Annotated in this window: 18 protein-coding genes and 1 pseudogene; 4 read left to right on the forward strand and 15 right to left on the reverse strand. The window is 67.8% G+C overall.

All coding sequences use genetic code 11. The features are described from left to right. From ACOJTB_RS08620 to hslV, 12 genes are all read right to left on the reverse strand, one after another. A partial coding sequence (locus ACOJTB_RS08620; protein WP_420102137.1) for a hypothetical protein occupies positions 1 to 110 on the reverse strand: 110 nt, incomplete at its 3' end. Between the two features lie 102 nt (positions 111 to 212). Further along, positions 213 to 1,034, reverse strand: coding sequence for a lysophospholipid acyltransferase family protein (locus tag ACOJTB_RS08625; protein ID WP_420102120.1), 822 nt, complete (start codon positions 1,032 to 1,034; stop codon positions 213 to 215). Beyond that, a complete protein-coding gene (locus ACOJTB_RS08630) occupies positions 1,031 to 1,540 on the reverse strand; it encodes a GNAT family N-acetyltransferase (RefSeq protein ID WP_420102121.1) in 510 nt (169 codons plus the stop codon). The genes ACOJTB_RS08625 and ACOJTB_RS08630 overlap by 4 nt, the downstream gene beginning before the upstream one ends. Before the next feature lie 53 nt (positions 1,541 to 1,593). Next, positions 1,594 to 2,277 (reverse strand): tRNA (adenosine(37)-N6)-threonylcarbamoyltransferase complex dimerization subunit type 1 TsaB, encoded by a 684-nt coding sequence (gene tsaB, locus ACOJTB_RS08635; RefSeq protein ID WP_420102122.1) that lies wholly within the window; start codon positions 2,275 to 2,277, stop codon positions 1,594 to 1,596. A 74-nt stretch (positions 2,278 to 2,351) separates the two neighbouring features. Beyond that, positions 2,352 to 2,912, reverse strand: coding sequence for a NifU family protein (locus ACOJTB_RS08640; protein ID WP_420102123.1), 561 nt, complete (start codon positions 2,910 to 2,912; stop codon positions 2,352 to 2,354). Positions 2,913 to 3,015: 103 nt separating this feature from the next. Beyond that, positions 3,016 to 3,510, reverse strand: coding sequence for a universal stress protein (locus ACOJTB_RS08645; RefSeq protein WP_420102124.1), 495 nt, complete (start codon positions 3,508 to 3,510; stop codon positions 3,016 to 3,018). An 80-nt stretch (positions 3,511 to 3,590) separates the two neighbouring features. Next, positions 3,591 to 4,637, reverse strand: coding sequence for a tryptophan--tRNA ligase (trpS, locus tag ACOJTB_RS08650; protein WP_420102125.1), 1,047 nt, complete (start codon positions 4,635 to 4,637; stop codon positions 3,591 to 3,593). Positions 4,638 to 4,683: 46 nt separating this feature from the next. Continuing rightward, positions 4,684 to 6,240, reverse strand: a complete 1,557-nt coding sequence (gene murJ / locus ACOJTB_RS08655; protein WP_420102126.1) for a murein biosynthesis integral membrane protein MurJ — start codon at positions 6,238 to 6,240, stop codon at positions 4,684 to 4,686. Beyond that, positions 6,237 to 6,551 carry a type II toxin-antitoxin system RelE/ParE family toxin gene (locus ACOJTB_RS08660; RefSeq protein ID WP_420102127.1) on the reverse strand — a complete coding sequence of 105 codons (315 nt, stop codon included), beginning with the start codon at positions 6,549 to 6,551 and terminating at the stop codon, positions 6,237 to 6,239. The genes murJ and ACOJTB_RS08660 overlap by 4 nt, the downstream gene beginning before the upstream one ends. Beyond that, a complete protein-coding gene (locus tag ACOJTB_RS08665; protein WP_420102128.1) occupies positions 6,548 to 6,808 on the reverse strand; it encodes a ribbon-helix-helix domain-containing protein in 261 nt (86 codons plus the stop codon). The genes ACOJTB_RS08660 and ACOJTB_RS08665 overlap by 4 nt, the downstream gene beginning before the upstream one ends. Positions 6,809 to 6,859: 51 nt before the next feature. Then, a complete protein-coding gene (gene hslU / locus ACOJTB_RS08670; RefSeq protein ID WP_420102129.1) occupies positions 6,860 to 8,170 on the reverse strand; it encodes an ATP-dependent protease ATPase subunit HslU in 1,311 nt (436 codons plus the stop codon). Positions 8,171 to 8,218: 48 nt separating this feature from the next. Then, positions 8,219 to 8,788 carry an ATP-dependent protease subunit HslV gene (gene hslV / locus ACOJTB_RS08675; RefSeq protein ID WP_420102130.1) on the reverse strand — a complete coding sequence of 190 codons (570 nt, stop codon included), beginning with the start codon at positions 8,786 to 8,788 and terminating at the stop codon, positions 8,219 to 8,221. A gap of 325 nt (positions 8,789 to 9,113) precedes the next feature. On the opposite strand from hslV, the gene ACOJTB_RS08680 reads away from it, so the two are divergent. Then, on the forward strand, positions 9,114 to 11,195 hold the full coding sequence (locus ACOJTB_RS08680) for a methyl-accepting chemotaxis protein (RefSeq protein ID WP_420102131.1): 2,082 nt from the start codon (positions 9,114 to 9,116) through the stop codon (positions 11,193 to 11,195). A 304-nt stretch (positions 11,196 to 11,499) separates the two neighbouring features. Then, positions 11,500 to 11,850: an Atu4866 domain-containing protein gene (locus tag ACOJTB_RS08685; protein WP_420102132.1), complete on the forward strand. Its 351-nt coding sequence runs from the start codon at positions 11,500 to 11,502 to the stop codon at positions 11,848 to 11,850. Between the two features lie 21 nt (positions 11,851 to 11,871). Here the strand turns inward: ACOJTB_RS08685 and ligD are convergent, their stop codons facing one another. Genes ligD through ACOJTB_RS08700 form a run of 3 tightly spaced genes read right to left on the reverse strand, consistent with a single transcriptional unit; the run spans position 11,872 to position 15,659 of the window. Then, positions 11,872 to 14,454 carry a DNA ligase D gene (gene ligD / locus ACOJTB_RS08690; RefSeq protein ID WP_420102133.1) on the reverse strand — a complete coding sequence of 861 codons (2,583 nt, stop codon included), beginning with the start codon at positions 14,452 to 14,454 and terminating at the stop codon, positions 11,872 to 11,874. Between the two features lie 33 nt (positions 14,455 to 14,487). Then, on the reverse strand, positions 14,488 to 15,396 hold the full coding sequence (gene ku, locus ACOJTB_RS08695; RefSeq protein ID WP_420102134.1) for a non-homologous end joining protein Ku: 909 nt from the start codon (positions 15,394 to 15,396) through the stop codon (positions 14,488 to 14,490). Next, a complete protein-coding gene (locus ACOJTB_RS08700) occupies positions 15,396 to 15,659 on the reverse strand; it encodes a hypothetical protein (protein ID WP_420102135.1) in 264 nt (87 codons plus the stop codon). Before ACOJTB_RS08700 ends, ku begins: the two co-directional genes overlap by 1 nt. A gap of 220 nt (positions 15,660 to 15,879) precedes the next feature. Here ACOJTB_RS08700 and rpsO point away from each other — a divergent pair, with 220 nt between their 5' ends. Both rpsO and ACOJTB_RS08710 read left to right on the forward strand, forming a co-directional pair. Further along, entirely contained in the window at positions 15,880 to 16,149 is a 270-nt protein-coding gene (gene rpsO, locus ACOJTB_RS08705; protein ID WP_420102136.1) for a 30S ribosomal protein S15, read from the forward strand. Between the two features lie 258 nt (positions 16,150 to 16,407). Beyond that, positions 16,408 to 17,043, forward strand: a pseudogene (locus tag ACOJTB_RS08710) (polyribonucleotide nucleotidyltransferase); the annotation flags it as partial.

Consider the following 17,043-nt stretch of genomic DNA (forward strand, 5'->3'; position numbering starts at 1 on the left):
TCCGGCGACGCCGTCTCCTCGAAGCCCTGCTCGCCCAGAATGTCGGCCATGCGCTGCCCGTCATAGACGTTCATCTGGCAGCCGAAGGACTTGATGTGGACTTTCTTCATCGTCGCGGTCGGGTTCTCCAAACCGTCTCCTTACCCCGGTTCGCCCGCCTTGGGAACGGCGGGGCAAGCCATTCCGCCGCCAAGCAAGGCGCGCGCCAGCGATCAGGCCTCGTGGCGGCCGGCGACCGCGCGGCGGCGCGCATGGCGCACGCTGTGCTCGGCCAGCCGCGTCGCCTCCTTGCGGGAGGTGGCCTTGCCCATCACGATCGGCTCGCCCCATGCGAGGTCCACATCGACGGCGCCTGACGCCAGCACATGCTTCAGATGCGGCCACAGCTCGGTGTCGCCATACCAGGCGAGGGCTGCCCGCCCGGTCCGGCCGCCCGGCAGGCCGGCGACGCCGGTATAGGTGATCGCCAGCGGATAGACGGTGACGTCGCCGCCCGCCTCGTCGATCGCATGATGGGCCGCGCCCAGGAGCGAGGAGCGGAAGGGCAGGATGCGCGTGCCGTCGCCGGTCGTGCCTTCGGCGAAGAGCACGATGTCGTCGCCGGCCGCGAGCCGCGCGCCCATCGCGGCGGCCGCGCCCGCGGTGGCGCCGCGGCGCTGCCGGTCGATATAGAGGGTGCGCTGCAGGTCGGCGAGCTTCCCGATCACCGGCCAGCTCTGCACTTCGCTCTTGGCGACGAAGGAAAGCCGACGCTCGGCGCCCATCACGCAGATATCGAGCCAGGAGACATGGTTGGCGACGATCAGCACGCCCGCCCCGGCCGGCGGAGGCGTGCCCCGCACCTGCCGCCGCACGCCGAGGCACCGGCAGGCGAGGCGGTGGAAGCGGCGCGGGATCGCTCCGGCGCGGCGGGGCGCGATTCGCATCGCAGCGAGTTGCAAGGGCAGCAAGGCGAGCGTGCCCAGCAGCAGCAGGACGAGCCGCGCATAGGCTCCCGGGCCGAGGCCGGCCGCGCCGTCGGCGCCCCGCCTCATGCGAGCTCCAGCCGCATCACGATCGCGGTCGCCCGCGAGCCGTCGGGCTTCGGGTAGTAGCCCTTGCGCCGGGCCACCTCGACGAAGCCGAAATAGCGATAGAGCCGCTGGGCCGGCTGGTTGCCCTCCTCGACCTCCAGGAAGACCGTAGCAGCCCCGTGCGCGGCGAGGCGGGCGAGATGGCTCGCGAGCAAAGCGCGGCCGAGACCGCCTTGCCGCCGGGCCGGCGAGACGACGATGCAGAGGATTTCCGCCTCGTCGGCGGCCAGCCGCGAAAGAACGAAGCCCTCCGGCTCGCGCGCATCACCGCAGAAGACGCCGTCGGACTCCACGGCGGCATCGGCGATCAGCCCGGCGCATTCGGCCGGATCCCAGAAACGGGCGAAGCCGCCTTGCCGATGCAGCGCCGAGACGCGGGCGGCATGGCGCGCGTCGAGCGGGCCGGTGCGGTGAGGCCCGGTTTGAGAATGCAGGAGCTTGCGCAGCCAATCCATGGTCGATGCCATGCCGCTCATTGGCATGGCCCTGCGGAAGGTCAACAGGGTTTTGAAGGGCGGCGTCACCGGCGCGGCAGCCGGGCCTTGTCCTGGGGCGTCGTCTCCGGGGCCTTGAGGTAGAGCGGCCGCGGCGGCGCGGTCTCAGGATCCGCGATCAGGCCGAGGCGTGCGACCCAGGCGACATCCGGCGCCTTGGCCCCGTCGATCACCAGCGCATCGAGCCCGATCGCCCAAGCCTCGTTGGCGACGGCGAGCGCGCCGGAGCCGACGAGGCTCACGGGGCCGGCCCCGATGGCGCGCGCCGCGTCGCGGTAACTCACCTGGCGAAGGGAGACCAGCGGCTTGCCTTCGGCCGTCAGGGCCTGGAACCAGACTTGGCCGTGCCTGGCGTCGAGAGCGGCGGCGATGACGCGCCCCTGCTCGCGGCCGATCAGGGGGGCGGCGAAGGCAGCGACCGTGGTCACGCCGACAGCCGGGATGCCCCGCGCAAAGGCGATGGCACGGGCCGCGCTTACGCCGACGCGAAGGCCGGTATAGCTGCCGGGACCGACCGTGACGGCGACGCGGCCGAGCGAGGCGAAACCGCCTTCGACGCCCGTCATGACCCGCTCGACGAGCGGCATCAGCGCCTCGGCGTGGCCGCGATCCATCGGCAGCCGCTCAATGGCGAGCGGCTCGTCGGCTCCAGCCTCCAGAACGCAGGCCGAGCAGGCGCCGAGCGCGGTGTCTATGGCGAGAATGCGCATCCGCGTGGCTTAGCCTTTTCGCGGCAAGCGACGCAACATGCCAGGAGATCCCGGGAGCGCCGGTGCAAAGGCGGTCAGACCGCCTCGACCTCCTGAACCTCGGGCAGGAAATGGCGCAGCAGGTTCTGGATGCCGTGCTTCAGCGTCGCGGTCGAGGAGGGGCAGCCGGAGCAGGAGCCCTTCATGGCGAGGTAGACCGTGCCGTCGCGATAGCCGCGGAAGGTGATGTCCCCGCCATCGCCCGCCACCGCCGGGCGAATGCGGGTTTCGAGCAGATCCTTGATGGTTTCGACCGTCTGGGCATCGGCGGGCTCGAAAAACTCGCCCTCCTCGTTCGTCGCCGCATCCGCCCCCTCGGCGAGGACCGGCGCGCCGGACATGAAATGCTCCATGATGGCGCCGAGAATGGCGGGCTTCAGATGCGCCCATTCGCCATCCGCCTTGGTGACGGTGATGAAATCGGAGCCGAGGAAGACGCCCGTCACGCCGGGCACACCGAACAGGCGCTGCGCCAGCGGCGAGCGCACGGCCTCGGCGCCTTCGCGCAGATCGAGCGTGCCGTTGCCCATGACGATGCGGCCGGGCAGGAATTTCAGGGTCGCCGGATTCGGCGTGGCTTCAGTCTGGATGAACATGGCGATCTCCGGTGCCGGCGGTTCAAGGTCGCCGGTCCTGCCCGAGATATAGGCCGCGAGCTGGAATCATTCCAGCGCAACGGCGGCCCGGATGCCGATTCCGTCACGCCAGCGCGTCGATTTCCTCGTCGTCCAGATGGCCGGGCACGATGGCGAGGGGAATCGGGAAGCTGGCCGAGGATTTGCCCGCGAGCGTGCTGACGAGCGGGCCAGGCCCCTCACGCCCGATACCGGCGGCGAGCACGAGGAGCGAGATGTCCTCGTCCTCCTCGATCAGCTTCAGCAATTCGTCGGCCTTGTCGCCGGTGCGCACGAGCTTTTCCGGCTCCAGCCCGGCGAGGGAGCGCACCGCGCCGGCCGCCTCGTCGAGCCGCTTCTCGGCCTCGGCCTCGGCTTCGGCGCGCATGACCTCGCCGACGCCCAGCCAGGTCTCGTGCTCGGGCGGCGGGGCGATGGCGAGCAGCACGATCGCCGCGCCGACGCGGGCGCAGCGGCGGGCCGCGAAGCGGATCGCCTTGGCGCATTCGTCGCTGTCATCGACGACGACGAGGAATTTCGCGCGATGGCCCGTCTCATAGGACCGCCGTTTCTTGACCATGGATGACCTGCCACCGCTTCAGGGACGCCGATGGTGGCCCGCGCCGGGCATCCGGCGCAAGCCCTCGGACGCGGGCGGCGTCAGCGCCGGACGAAGCCGACGATGTCCTTGACCTCGCGCATGATCGGGGCGGCAATCGCCTCGGCACGGGCCGCGCCCTCGCCCAGAATCGCGTCGATATGGCGCGGATCATCCAGCAGACGGCGCATCTCGCCGGCGATCGGGCTAAGCTTCTCCACTGCCAGATCGACCAGCGCGGCCTTGAAGCCGGAGAACTGGCCGCCGCCGAATTGCGCCAGCACCGCCTCCTTGGTCGTGCCGGACAGGCCGGCGTAGATGCCGACGAGATTCTCCGCCTCCGGCCGGCCTTCGAGCCCCTTGGTCTCGGAGGGCAGGGCGTCGGGGTCGGTCTTGGCCTTGCGGATCTTCTGCGCGATCGTCTCGGCATCGTCGGTGAGGTTGATGCGCGAATTGTCCGAAGCGTCGGATTTCGACATCTTCTTGGTGCCGTCGCGCAGGCTCATCACCCGCGGCGCCGGACCCTGAATCATCGGCTCGGGCTGCGGAAAGAAGCCGAGATCGCCGGTGCCGAGGCCCAGTTCCGCGATCTGCGGGCCGAAATCGTTGTTGAACTTCTGGGCGATGTCGCGGGTGAGTTCCAGATGCTGCTTCTGGTCCTCGCCGACCGGGACATGCGTCGCCTTGTAGAGCAGGATGTCGGCCGCCATCAGGTTCGGATAGGCATAAAGCCCGACCGAGGCGTTCTCGCGGTCCTTGCCGGCCTTTTCCTTGAACTGGGTCATGCGGTTGAGCCAGCCGAGGCGCGCGACGCAGTTGAACACCCAGCCGAGTTCGGCATGGCCGGAGACCTGGCTCTGGTTGAAGATGATGCTGCCCTTGGGATCGACGCCGGCGGCGATATAGGCGGCCGTGACCTCCCGGATCGCGCGCTTGAGATCGGCCGGGTCCTGCCACATCGTGATCGCGTGCATGTCGACGACGCAATAGATGCATTCATGCGTCTTCTGCATCGCCACCCAGTTGGTCAGCGCGCCGAGATAATTGCCGAGATGCAGCGTCGAGGTCGGCTGCATGCCGGAAAAAACGCGCTGGTGAAAACCCGACATGGGGCGCTCCGTCGTCACGATGGAGGAAAGAAGCGGCGCTTCTGGCTCAACCCCGCCGCTTGCGCAAGGGGAGGGCCTCTAGCGCGCCCAGCAGCCATGCGAGCCCAGCATACACCGCAAAGCCGCCGGCGCAGACCATCCCGAGCGCGCCGAGGCGATGCCAGCCAGGCTGGTCGAGCGCCAGCGGGACCGCCGTGAGGCGTAGCAGCAGCACCAGCGCGCCGGCCATCAGCGCGCTGGAGACGAGGCTGGCGGCGACGGGACGCAGATTGCTCGCACCGGGCCGCCAGATGCCGTCGCGGATCAGCATGGCGCCCAGCCAGACGGCCTGCGCCACGAAAGCCAGCGTCGCGGCCAGCGCCGCCATCGGCGCGGCATTGTCGGGGCGCGCCAGAGCGAGCCCCGCCAGAACCGCGACGAGCAGTGCCAGCCCGCCCGACACAAGCGGCAGGCGCGATTGGCGCCGCGCGAAATAGACCTGGCCGAAGACCTTGGCCGCGACCGCGAAGGGCAGCCCTCCCCCGAAGGCCGCCAGCGCCGCGGCGGTGCGCTCGCGATCCTCGGCGCCGAAGCGGCCATGCTCGAACAGCACCGAGACGATCGGATCGGCCAGAACGACGAGCGCCGTGGCCGCCGGCAAGCCCAAGGCCAGCCCCAGGCCCAGCGAGCGGCCCAGCATGGCGTCGGGACCATCCTCGCGGGCCGCCTCGGCCATCTCCGAGAGCACGACCGTTCCCATCGCGACGCCAACGAAGCCGAGCGGCAGCTGGAAGACGCGATCGGCGTAATACAGCGCCGAGACCGCGCCCGGCTCGATCGAGGCGATCTGTGTCGCGACCAGCAGGACGAGCTGCGCCGCCGAGGCTGCGAGCAGCGTCGCCCCGCCGGTCTTCAGCAGCCGCGTCATATCCGGCGACCAGCCGAGGCGCGGCCAGGGCAGGCCGAGACCGCGCAGCGCCAGCAGGATCATGACGAGATGGGCGAGCCCGGTCAGACTGACGCCGATGGAGAGCCAGCGGGCGGCCGCTTCCGGCGCCGTGCCGAAGAGATGCAGCGCGATCAGAAGGGCCAGCAGCACCGCGTTCATCAGGGCCGGCGCCAGCGCGGCGACGGCGAAGCGCCTCTCGGCATTGAGCAGCGCGGCGAGAAGGGAAGCCAGGGTGGTCAGCAGCAGAAAGGGCAGCATGAGCTGCGTGTAGAGGGCGGCATAAGCCAGGGTCTGCGGCTCCTGCGCGAAGCCGCCGGCAAGGGCCAGCACCAGCCAGGGCGCCGCCATTTCGCCCAGCGCGACGAGCAGCAGGAGGAAGATCGCCAGATGGCCGGTGGCCTGCGCCGCGAAACGGCGGGCCTCGCCGAGCCCCCGTTCGCGCGCGATGGCCAGATAGAGCGGGACGAAGGGCGCGTTGAGCCCGCCCTCGCCCAGCACCCGGCGCACCAGATTGGGCAGCCGCAGCGCGGCGAGGTAGGCATCCGCCACCGGCCCGCCGCCGAGCAGCCGGGCGATCAGCACGTCGCGGGCGAAACCCAGCAGCCGCGAGGCGATCGTCGCGGCCCCGACCAGCGCCGAATCGCGAGCGAGGCTGGAGGCTTCGCGGTCCTTCACAGTCCGAAATCCTCGCGAAAGCGTTCGATCTGGTGCATCCGCTCGTGGAGGATCGTCACGATGCCGATCTCGCCGCTCGAAAGTCTGCGCCAATAGACGATGTGGTGCTCGTAGCGGAAGCTGAACCCATCGACCCCGAATTCGGCCGGGACAGCGCGCGACAGCACGGCGTGGCTTTCGATTTTCGCGAAAGCCTCGAACAGCCCTTGAATGTAGCGCTCCGCCTGATCGTCGCCGAAGCGGTCCCGCGTGTAGTGATAAATCTCGTCGAGCCGGCGGGAGGCCGCCTGTTGGACGCGAACAGCGCTCAAGGGCTGACCTTGTTGCGTGCGATCACCTCGGCTGCGGTGAGCGGCCGATAGCTCTCTTCCGGCGCGGCGAACGCGAGCGTGAGTTCCGCCCTCAGCCGGTCAAACGCCTCCTGTTCGACCCGCTCCTTGTCGCGACGGATGAGGTCCCGGACATATTCGCTGATGTTCTCGTAGGCGCCATCCTCGCCGACATTGCGGGCGATGAAATCGCTGAGCACCCCGCCGACGCGGACGGTCATGGTGGTGGTGCGCGGCATGGCAAGCTCCTTCGTCTTCAACTTAACCAAAATTGAAGACGAACACGAGCCCTAAAGAATGAAGCGGCTGAGGTCCGCGTTCTTCGCAAGGTCGCCGATGCGCGCCTCGACATAGGCCGCGTCGATCGTGACCACCTCGCCGGCGCGATCGGGCGCGGTGAAGGAAATCTCGTCGAGAATGCGTTCGATCACGGTCTGGAGCCGGCGTGCGCCGATGTTCTCGACCGTGGAATTCACCTCGACGGCGATCCGGGCGATGGCGTCGATCGCATCGGGCTCGAAGGTCACCGCGACCTGCTCGGTCTCCATCAGCGCCACGGACTGCTTGATCAGGCTCGCTTCGGTCTCGGTGAGGATGCGCTTGAAGTCCTCGATGTCGAGGGGAGAGAGCTCGACTCGGATCGGCAGGCGACCCTGCAGCTCCGGCAGCAAGTCGGAGGGGCGCGAGACGTGGAAGGCGCCCGAGGCGATGAAGAGGATGTGGTCGCTCTTCACCGCGCCGTGCTTGGTGGCGACGGTGGTGCCTTCGATCAGCGGCAGCAGGTCGCGCTGCACGCCCTCGCGCGAGACATCGGCGCCGCCCTTGCCCTCGCGGGCGCAGATCTTGTCGATCTCGTCGAGGAAGACGATACCGTTGTTCTCGACCTCGCGGATCGCCGCCTGGACGATGGCGTCCTGGTCGATGAGCTTGTCGCTCTCCTCGGCCAGCAGCGGCTGGTAGGCGTCCTTGACCAGCATGCGCCGGGGCTTGCCCCTCTGGCCGAAGGCCTTGCCGAACATGTCGGAGAGGTTGATCGCGCCGATCGAGGCGCCAGGCATGCCGGGGACCTCGAACATCGGCGCGGCGGCCCCGGCGCCGGAGGCGACCTCGACCTCGATCTCCTTGTCGTCCATCTCGTTGTTGCGCAGCTTGCGCCGGAAGGAGTCGCGCGTCGCCTGGCTGGAATTGGCGCCCACCAGCGCGTCGAGCACCCGCTCCTCGGCCGCCAGATGCGCCTTGGCTTCGACATCCTTGCGCCTGGCCTCGCGCACCAGCGCGATCGCGACTTCCAGGAGATCGCGCACGATCGATTCGACGTCGCGGCCGACATAGCCGACTTCGGTGAATTTCGTCGCCTCGACCTTGAGAAACGGGGCATTCGCCAGCTTGGCGAGGCGGCGGGCGATCTCGGTCTTGCCGCAGCCGGTGGGGCCGATCATCAGGATGTTCTTCGGCGAAACCTCCTCGCGCAGCGGCCCGTCCAGCTGCTGGCGGCGCCAGCGGTTGCGCAGCGCGATGGCGACGGCGCGCTTGGCATCCTTCTGGCCGACGATGAAGCGGTCGAGTTCGGAAACGATCTCGCGGGGGGAAAAGCTGGTCATGAAGCGTGTCTGATCCGAAAAGGGGCGATCGGGCGAGGCGAAGCGGACTCAGGTCGCCTCGAGCGTCTCGATCACGAGCGAATGATTGGTATAGACGCAGATGTCGCCGGCGATCTTCATCGCCTTGCGAACGATCGCCTCGGCGTCGGGCTCGACATCGATCAGCGCGCGGGCGGCCGATAATGCGTAATTGCCGCCCGAGCCTATCGCCATCACCGCGCCATGCTCGCTCGCTTCCGGCTCCAGCACGTCGCCGGTGCCGGAGATCAGCAGCGAGACCTCCTTGTCGGCAACGAGCAGCATCGCCTCGAGACGGCGCAGGTAACGGTCGGTGCGCCAGTCCTTGGCGAGTTCGACGCAGGCGCGCAGCAATTGCGTCGGATACTGCTCCAGCTTGCTTTCCAGCCGCTCGAACAGCGTGAAGGCATCGGCGGTCGCCCCCGCGAAGCCGGCGATCACCTGGCCCTTGGCGAGCCGGCGAACCTTGCGGGCATTGCCCTTCATGATCGTCTGTCCCAGCGAGACCTGCCCGTCACCGCCGATGACGACGCGGCCGCCCTTTCGCACCATCAAAATGGTGGTGGCGTGCATGACGGGTGAGGCGCTGGACTCGGACATCAGGGAAACCGGAGCAGGAGAGACGGACTGCCAAGATGTTCAGGCAGGCGCCCGGTATCAAGAGCAGGAGGTCGCCAAGCCGCCCGGGGCCTTCGGGTTCTCGTCTCGGGCGAGAGGGCCATTCCATGCACTTTAAACGTTTTCTTATTTTTTTTAGTCGATTCTTGCGTTGGATCAAAACAACTGAGGTGGGCGACCCAGCTGGATACTGCGGGCGGCACAATATCGAGCCGATGTGAAATCGTTGCTCGATGTCCATGGCCGCGGCCCGGCGTGGTCCTAGCCTGCCGTTTCGGATTCGCTTCCCCGACAGATCGGTGAGGACATGAAGAAGCTGCTTTCTCTGCAGATGCCGATCGCCACGCGACTTGCCATCACAGCAGTCGTCATCGTCGGGTTTGCCGTCGCGGCATCCGTTTTCGTCTCGTTACGCGAAGCCGACATGGCGATGCGCCAGAGGGCGCAGGCGAGCCTGACCGTTAATCTCAACATCCTGCGGGATCTGCTTCAGGCGAAAGGCGAACCGCGCGTAGACGGTGAGAAGCTCTTCTTCGGCAAGGAGGAGATGAATGGCAATTTCGCCGCCGTGGACAAGGTCAAGGCCCTGTCCGGCGGCACGGCCACCGTCTTCATGGGCGATGTGCGCATCGCCACCAATGTCCAGAAGCCTGACGGATCGCGCGCCATCGGCACCAAACTGGCCGCCGGCCCGGCCTATGAGACGGTTTTCACGCAGAAGCGCACCTATGCGGGACAGGCCGATATTCTGGGCGTGCCCTACTTCACCATCTATGAGCCCATCGTCCAGAAATCCGACGGCAAGGTCATCGGCATCCTCTATGTCGGCCTGCGACAGAGCGAATTCCTGACCGTTATCGACGACATGATCTTTGAGAACGTGCTTGCGGGGCTCGCGATTGCCGTCGTGTCGGGGCTGCTTCTGTTCCTGCTCGTGCGTCGGATGATGAAGCCCGTGGGCCTGCTCGGTGCCGCGCTGCACCGCCTGTCGGAAGGCGATCTCCAAACCCCGGTTCCCAGCTTCGCCAAAGGCAGCGAATTCGGTGCGATGGCGCTGTCTGTCGATGGTTTGCGTCAAGCGTCCCTCGACAAGACCCGCTTCGAGGAAGAGGCCAAGGCCAAAGCGCGCGAGATCGACGCGGAACGGCGACAGAACGAGACGCATCGCGACGAATCCGCTCGCGACCGGCGCCGTCATGCGGAGGAGCTGGAGCGCGTGGTCTCCGGGCTGGCCGAGGGCCTGGCGGCTCTGGCGCAGGGCGATCTCACCCAGCGAATGCAGGCGGAGGTGCCTGCGCAATACGCCCAGCTGCGCGAGGATTTCAACCGCACCGTCGACCGCCTGCGCGAGACGGTCGCCTCGATCCAGAGCACGGCAGCCGATGTCGGGCTGGCGTCGCGCGAGATCAAGACGGGCGCGGACGATCTCTCCAAGCGCACGGAGGATCAGGCGTCCTCCCTGGAGGAAACCGCCGCGACCACCGAACAGCTTGCGGCGAGCGTCAAGGCCTCGGCGCAGGGCTCGCGCGATGCGGCGCGTATCGCCGCGGAAGCGATGCAGGCGGCGCAGAATGGCGGCGCCATCGCCGGCCAAGCCGTCGAGGCCATGGCCCGGATCGAGACCGCCTCGCAGAAGATCTCCGACATCATCCGCGTCATCGACGACATCGCCTTCCAGACCAACCTGCTCGCCCTCAATGCGGCGGTGGAAGCGGCGCGTGCCGGCGAGGCGGGCAAGGGCTTCGCCGTCGTCGCCTCGGAAGTCCGCACCCTGGCCCAGCGCTCCAGCGATGCGGCCAAGGATATCTCGTCGCTGATCTCCTCCTCCAACAGCGAGGTCGAGGGCGGCGTGAAGCTGGTGCGCCAGGCCGGCGAGCAGCTCTCGCAGATCCTCGCCGCGTCGCAGAAGGTCGCGGCGACCATCGCCGATATTTCCGCCGCCTCGGGGGAGCAGTCCAGCGGCATCGACGAAATGGCTCAAGCCGTGGCGCATCTCGACGAGATGACGCAGCAGAACGCCGCGCTCGCCGAAGAGAGCGCCGCCTCGGCCAACGCCCTCTCCGACCGCATCGGCCAGCTCAACGATCTCGTGGCGCAGTTCAAGACCGGCCGCGAGGGGCAGGCGATGCAGGCTCACGCCTATGCCGCGCCGATGGCCCAGGCCGCCGCCGTCGGCTCGGCCCGCGCCGCGGCCCGCCACGCCCCCGCTCCCGCTCCCCGCCCTGCCCCGCGCCCGGTGGCGGCAACCGCCGGCCATCTCGCGGCGGGCGATAGCGAGCCCGAGCGCCTGCGCCAGCTCGCCGAGGCCGCCTTCGCCCAGACCAAGGCCGCCCCTGCCCCGCGCAAGGCCGCGGCCAGCCGCCAGGACGATGGCTGGGAGGAGTTCTGAGCGCGTTCGCTCCGGCGTTGCGCAAGCAGCCGCGCGGAGCCTCTCAGAGCCCCCTGAATTGCGCTCCATCCCGCAATGCAGAATGCAAGGCGCCCTCCGGGGCGCCTTTTTCTGTCGCCTGGTCTTGCAAGGTTCCGGCTCAGCCCTATCTGTGACCCGGATGCCCGCGTTCCGACGCCCGCATCATCCCTTTTCCAGCAACCGTCACGCCGGCCACCCGAAGCCATGGGCTTTGCGTTGCGTCGTCGCTTCCGGCGCAGGCGCCGGCGAGCGGCCTTTCCGTCGCAGATGGGGAGACCAAGCCATGCCGATCAGCGATGTTTTCCAGGTGCTCGGACAGTTCGCAGCCGTACTGGCGCCCGGGGACCGTCAGACCCGCCCGCTCGAAATCGATCTCGCCGAGGCCGATGCGCCCGATCCGTTCGAATTGGCCGCCATCGGCACCTGGAAGACCGAGGACGGCAGCATCCTGATCGATCTGCGGCCGAACGGCCAATTCCAGAAGCAGAAGCCTGCGCTCGGCGCCCAGCATCTGGGCCGCTATGCGGTCGATCGCTCCAGGCTCTATTTCGAGGGGGAAGCCGGCTGGGTCGCATCCGGCCAGCTCAAGCGCGGCACGCTCAGCATCGGCGAGAAGCGGTTCCGCAAGGCTTGACGGCTCGGTCGCAGGCGGCGCTCAGCCACCGGTGAGCGGCTTCTTCCCCTTGAAGAAATCGGCCCACAGATCGGGCGGCACCGCGCCTTCGATCAGGTCCCGCGCCTTGAAGGCGTCGGGATCGGTCCGTGACAGATCCTCCCAGGCGATCGGAAGCGCGAGAGGTACACCGGGCCGGGCGCGGGTCGAATAGGGCGCGATCGCGGTCGCGCCGCGGCCATTGCGGAGATAATCGACGAAGATGCGACCGCGACGGGCCCGCTTCGATAGGGTCGCGGTGTAGAGCTTCGGCTCGGCCGCCTCCATCGCCCTGGCGAAATCATGGGCGAAACCCTTCACGCGCTCCCAATCGGCCTTCGGCTTCAGCGGCAGCACGACGTGATAGCCCTTGCCGCCGGAGACCTTGAGCAGGCTCTCGAAGCCGAGATCGGCGAGATGGCGGCGCACCGTCTCGGCACCTTCGCGCACGCGCTCGATGGGGACGCCCGCATCGGGATCAAGGTCGAAAATGACCTGATCCGGCGTTTCCACGGCGTCCATCGTCGCGCCCCAGACATGGATCTCGACCGTCCCGAGCTGAACGAGCGCGGCGAGGCCGTCGAAATCCTCGATGAAGATCAGCTCTTCGCCGTCGCTGTCCTTGCGGCGCTTCACCGCCGGATGCATGCCCGGCCCGGCATGCTTCTGGAAGAAGCGGTGGCCTTCGATGCCGTTCGGCGCCCTCACGAGGCTGAGCGGCCGGCCAACCACGAAGCGCTGCATCAGCGGCCAGACCCTGGCGTAATAGGCCAGCAGATCCTGCTTGGTGAAGCCGTCCTGCGGCCAGAGCGGCTTGTCGGGGCTGGTGAGCTTCACGCTGGTTTGCGGCAAGGGCGCGCGCTGGGCTCCTGCCCGCTTGGGTGACGGTTTCGCCGCTGGTTTCTCGGCCGGCTTTTCCGCCACCACCTCATCCGCCGGCTTGTCCTCTCTCAGGCCGAGGAAGGAGGCGTGGCGCAGGGTCTTCGAGGCCGTCCAGGCGCGGAACTCGACCTCGGCGACGAGTTGCGGCTTCACCCAGACGACACCGCGCTCACGGCCGGGCTTGCCGGCGAAGGGAGGTTCCTCGGTCGTCAGCGCATCGAGCTTCTTCTTCAGCGCCGCAGCGGAGGCGGCGGTGAAACCCGTGCCGACGCGGCCGGCGGGCTTCAGCTCGCCATCCTCGTGATAGGCGGCGAGAATCGAGCCGAGCCGGCGCGGCGAAGCCTGGGACGGAACATACCCCGCGATGACGAACTCCTGGCGCTGGGTGCATTTCGACTTCACCCAGTCGCGTCCGCGGCCGCTGCGATAGGGCGCATCGGCACGTTTGGAGATGACGCCCTCCAGCCCCATGCGACAGGCATGGGTGAGCATGGTCGCGCCCGGCTCGACGAAATGCTCGCTGTAGCGCAGCGATCCTTCGGCCGCGGCGGCGCCCAGCAGATGTTCCAGCCGCTCCTTGCGCGCGATCAGCGGCTGGGCCCTGAGGTCCTCCCCGTCGAGATGCAGGAGATCGAAGGCGAAATAGACCATCCCTGCGGATTTGCCCTCGGACAGGGCCTGCTGGAGCGCCGAGAAGGAGGAGATCCCGCCGCTGCCGAGCGCCACGAGTTCGCCATCGAGCAGGGCTTCGTCGCAGGGCAGCGCAGCGAGCGTCTCGACGAGGCCGCGGCCGAAACGGGGCGTCCAGTCGAGCCCCGAACGGGTCAGGAGCCGAACCTTCCCGTCCTTCACCCGCGCTTGCAGGCGGTATCCGTCGAACTTGACCTCATGCAGCCAGGTCTCGCCCGAGGGCGGTTTTTCCACGAGCGTGGCGAGGCAGGGCTCGACGAAGTCGGGCAAGGCCGCGCTGCCGGCGGCTTTCGCCTTGCGCGAGGCCTTCCTAGCCGGGCCGGGCTGCTTGGCGGTGGTCGCGCCGGAACTGGTGTTGCCGGAGCTGGTCTTGCGCACCGGCCGGGCTCCGGCCGCGGCTTCCTTAGCCGGCTTTTTCGTATCCCAGACACCCTTGCTGTCGTCCTGCGCGACAGCCTCCACCGAGAGGCCCGATTTCACCGAGTCCGGCTGCGTCTCCAGAATATCCTCGTCGGTGGAGGCGTGCTCGTCATCCACCTTCATCAGAAGCCAGTTGTCGCGCTTCTCGCCACGGCGGGGCTTGAGCCGGACCAGATGCCAGCGCCCCTGCAGCTTGTGCCCGGTCAGGGTGAAGGCGAGATGGCCCTTCTTCATGCCGGTCTGCGGGTCGCCTTCCGGCGTCCACTGCCCCTCATCCCAGACGATCACCGAGCCGCCGCCATATTGTCCCGCAGGGATCGTGCCCTCGAAGCCGCCATATTCGAGCGGGTGGTCCTCGGTGTGGACGGCAAGCCGCTTCTCGTCGGGGTCGAGGCTGGGGCCTTTTGTGACGGCCCAGGACCACAGCACGCCGTCATATTCCAGGCGGAAATCGTAGTGCAGGCGGCGGGCGGCATGCTTCTGCACGACGAAGGCGCCACCGACGGATGTCTTCTTGCCCTTCCTGGCCCCGCCCTTGGGCTCGCGCGTGCGGGTGAAATCACGCTTTGAACGGTAGAGGTCGAGGGTCGCCATCGCCGTGTCTCTCCGTCACCGAAGCCCCGATGGTCAGGCGCTTTTGCGGGCCTTGGCGCCAGAGGGCTTGGCTTTCGTCTTGGCCGCCTTCGTTCCGCTCTTGCTCGCCGTCTTGCCGCCGCCGGAGCTGGCCTTGCTCTTCGGGCCCGGCGCCGCATCGCCGCCATCGGCCGCCAGACTTTTTTTCAGCGCGTCGAACAGGTTCACCACATTGGCCGGGCGCTCCGCAGCCTGAACGACCGGCGGCTTCTTGCCCTTCTGCTTGGCGCGGATCAGCTCCATCAGCGCGTCCTCGTAGCGATCGTCGAAGCCGGACGGGTCGAACTCGGCCTGCTTCTTGTCGATGATGTGCGTCGCGAGGTCGATCAGATCCGGGTCGATCTTCTCCTCGCCCATGCCGTCGAAGATCTCTTCCGGCTTGCGGACGGTCTTGTCGTAGCGCAGCGTGGTCAGGAGGAGCCCCTTGTCGAAGGGCTCGATCATCACAGGGCGCTCGCGCCGGTAGAGCACAATGCGGGCGATGCCGGCTTTCTTCTGCCTGGCCATCGCCTCTCGGATCACCGCGAAGGCTTCCTCCGAGACCTCGTCGGAGGGCGTGACGTAATACGGTGTGTCGAAATAGATCTGCGGAATATCGGCACGGTCGACGAAATGCTCGATCGAGAGCGTGTGCGAGGATTCGATCTGGACCGATTCGATCTCATCCTCCTCGACCAGGAGATATTCGTCGTCGCCGGTCTCGTAGCCCTTGATCTCGTCGTCGTCGGCGACCGGCTTGCCGGTGACGCTGTCGACATATTGGCGCCGGACGGTGTTGCCGGTCTTGCGATTGATCACGCGGAAGGAAATCTTCTCGCTGTGGCTGGTGGCGCCGGTGAGTTCCACGGCGCAGGAGACGAGCGAGAGCTTGAGATAGCCTTTCCAGGCTGGACGCGGCGCCATCAATGCGTCTCCCGGCCGGAGACGAGCCCGGAAGGCTGATCCAGAAAGCGATCGGCGAAAGCGAGGTCGTCCTGGGTGATGACCGGCACCGGATCGGTCAGCACCGCCGTCAGCACCTCGCGGTCCAGCTGCCCGTTGGCGACGATCTCGGCGAGAGCCGCGCGCGTCTCGCGCTCGGCCCTCAATTGTGCAGCCAGCGCGATGATGAGACGGTCCCTGGACGAGACCTTCCGCACCGGGGCGGGCTCGGCGGCGACGGCCATGACGTGAACTCCTGCAACCTCGACGGGAGTCCAACCGGGGGCTTGCCCTCCTGTTCCGCTGCTGCTGGCAATTCCCGCGATTTGGTGTATATGGCCCGCATCCGGCCCGCATGAGCCGGCTGCGCGACGCTTCCACGATGAGGCACTCGCGGGCTTCGGACCTCGCTGGACGACATCCCGGCCCGGCCCGCCAGATCAACCCCAAGATGAGGATCTCCCGATGTCGATCACTGCCGAGCGCAAGAGCGCGCTGCTCCAGGAATACGCCACCAAGCCGAACGACACCGGCTCGCCGGAAGTCCAGGTCGCGATTCTGACCGAGCGCATCAACAACCTGACCGGCCACTTCAAGTCGCACGCGAAGGACAACCACTCCCGTCGCGGCCTGCTCAAGCTGGTCTCGCAGCGCCGCTCGCTGCTCGACTATCTCAAGGGCAAGGACGAAGGCCGCTACAAGAGCCTGATCGAGCGTCTCGGCATCCGCCGCTGATCCACGATCGACGTGATTTCCGCCCGGTGCGTCCCGCTCCGGGCGGCTCCCTTTCGGGGCACCGCCATCCAGGCGTCTTCGCCCCGCCGACGCGGCAGCCGCATGGGGCGGCTCCCGCCTGACCCGCCGGGCGCCGAAAGACGTCCATGGCAGGATCGCCGAGCGCTCGGGCGCCCTTTCCGCCTTCCGAGCGTTCCGCCGTCTTGCCCATGGGCCTGAGGCTCCGGACGGGTCGAACCGACCGAAAGACGATTTTCCATGTTCGACATCCAAACCGAAGAACTGATCTGGGGCGGCCGCAAGCTCGTCCTCGAAACCGGCAAGGTCGCCCGCCAGGCCGACGGCGCCGTGATGGCCACCTATGGCGAGACCGTGCTGCTCGCGACCGTGGTCTCGGCCAAGGAGCCGAAGCCCGGCTTCGACTTCTTCCCCCTGACCGTGAACTACCAGGAGAAGACCTTCGCCGCCGGCCGCATCCCGGGCGGCTATTTCAAGCGCGAAGGGCGCCCGTCCGAGAAGGAGACGCTGGTCTCGCGCCTGATCGACCGGCCGATCCGCCCGCTCTTCGTCGAGGGCTACAAGAACGACACGCAGGTCGTGGTCACCGTTCTGCAGCATGACCTCGAGAACGATCCCGACATCCTGGCGATGGTCGCGACCTCGGCCGCGCTGACCCTCTCCGGCGTGCCCTTCATGGGCCCGATCGGCGGCGCCCGCGTCGGCTATATCGACGGCGCCTACAAGCTGAACCCTACCATCGAGGAGATGAAGGAGTCGGTGCTCGACCTCGTCGTCGCCGGCACGCAGGACGCCGTGATGATGGTCGAGTCGGAGGCCAAGGAGCTCTCCGAAGAGATCATGCTCGGCGCCGTGATGTTCGGCCACAAGCATTTC

Source organism: Allobosea sp. (assembly GCF_048595345.1).
Taxonomy (GTDB): domain Bacteria; phylum Pseudomonadota; class Alphaproteobacteria; order Rhizobiales; family Beijerinckiaceae; genus Allobosea.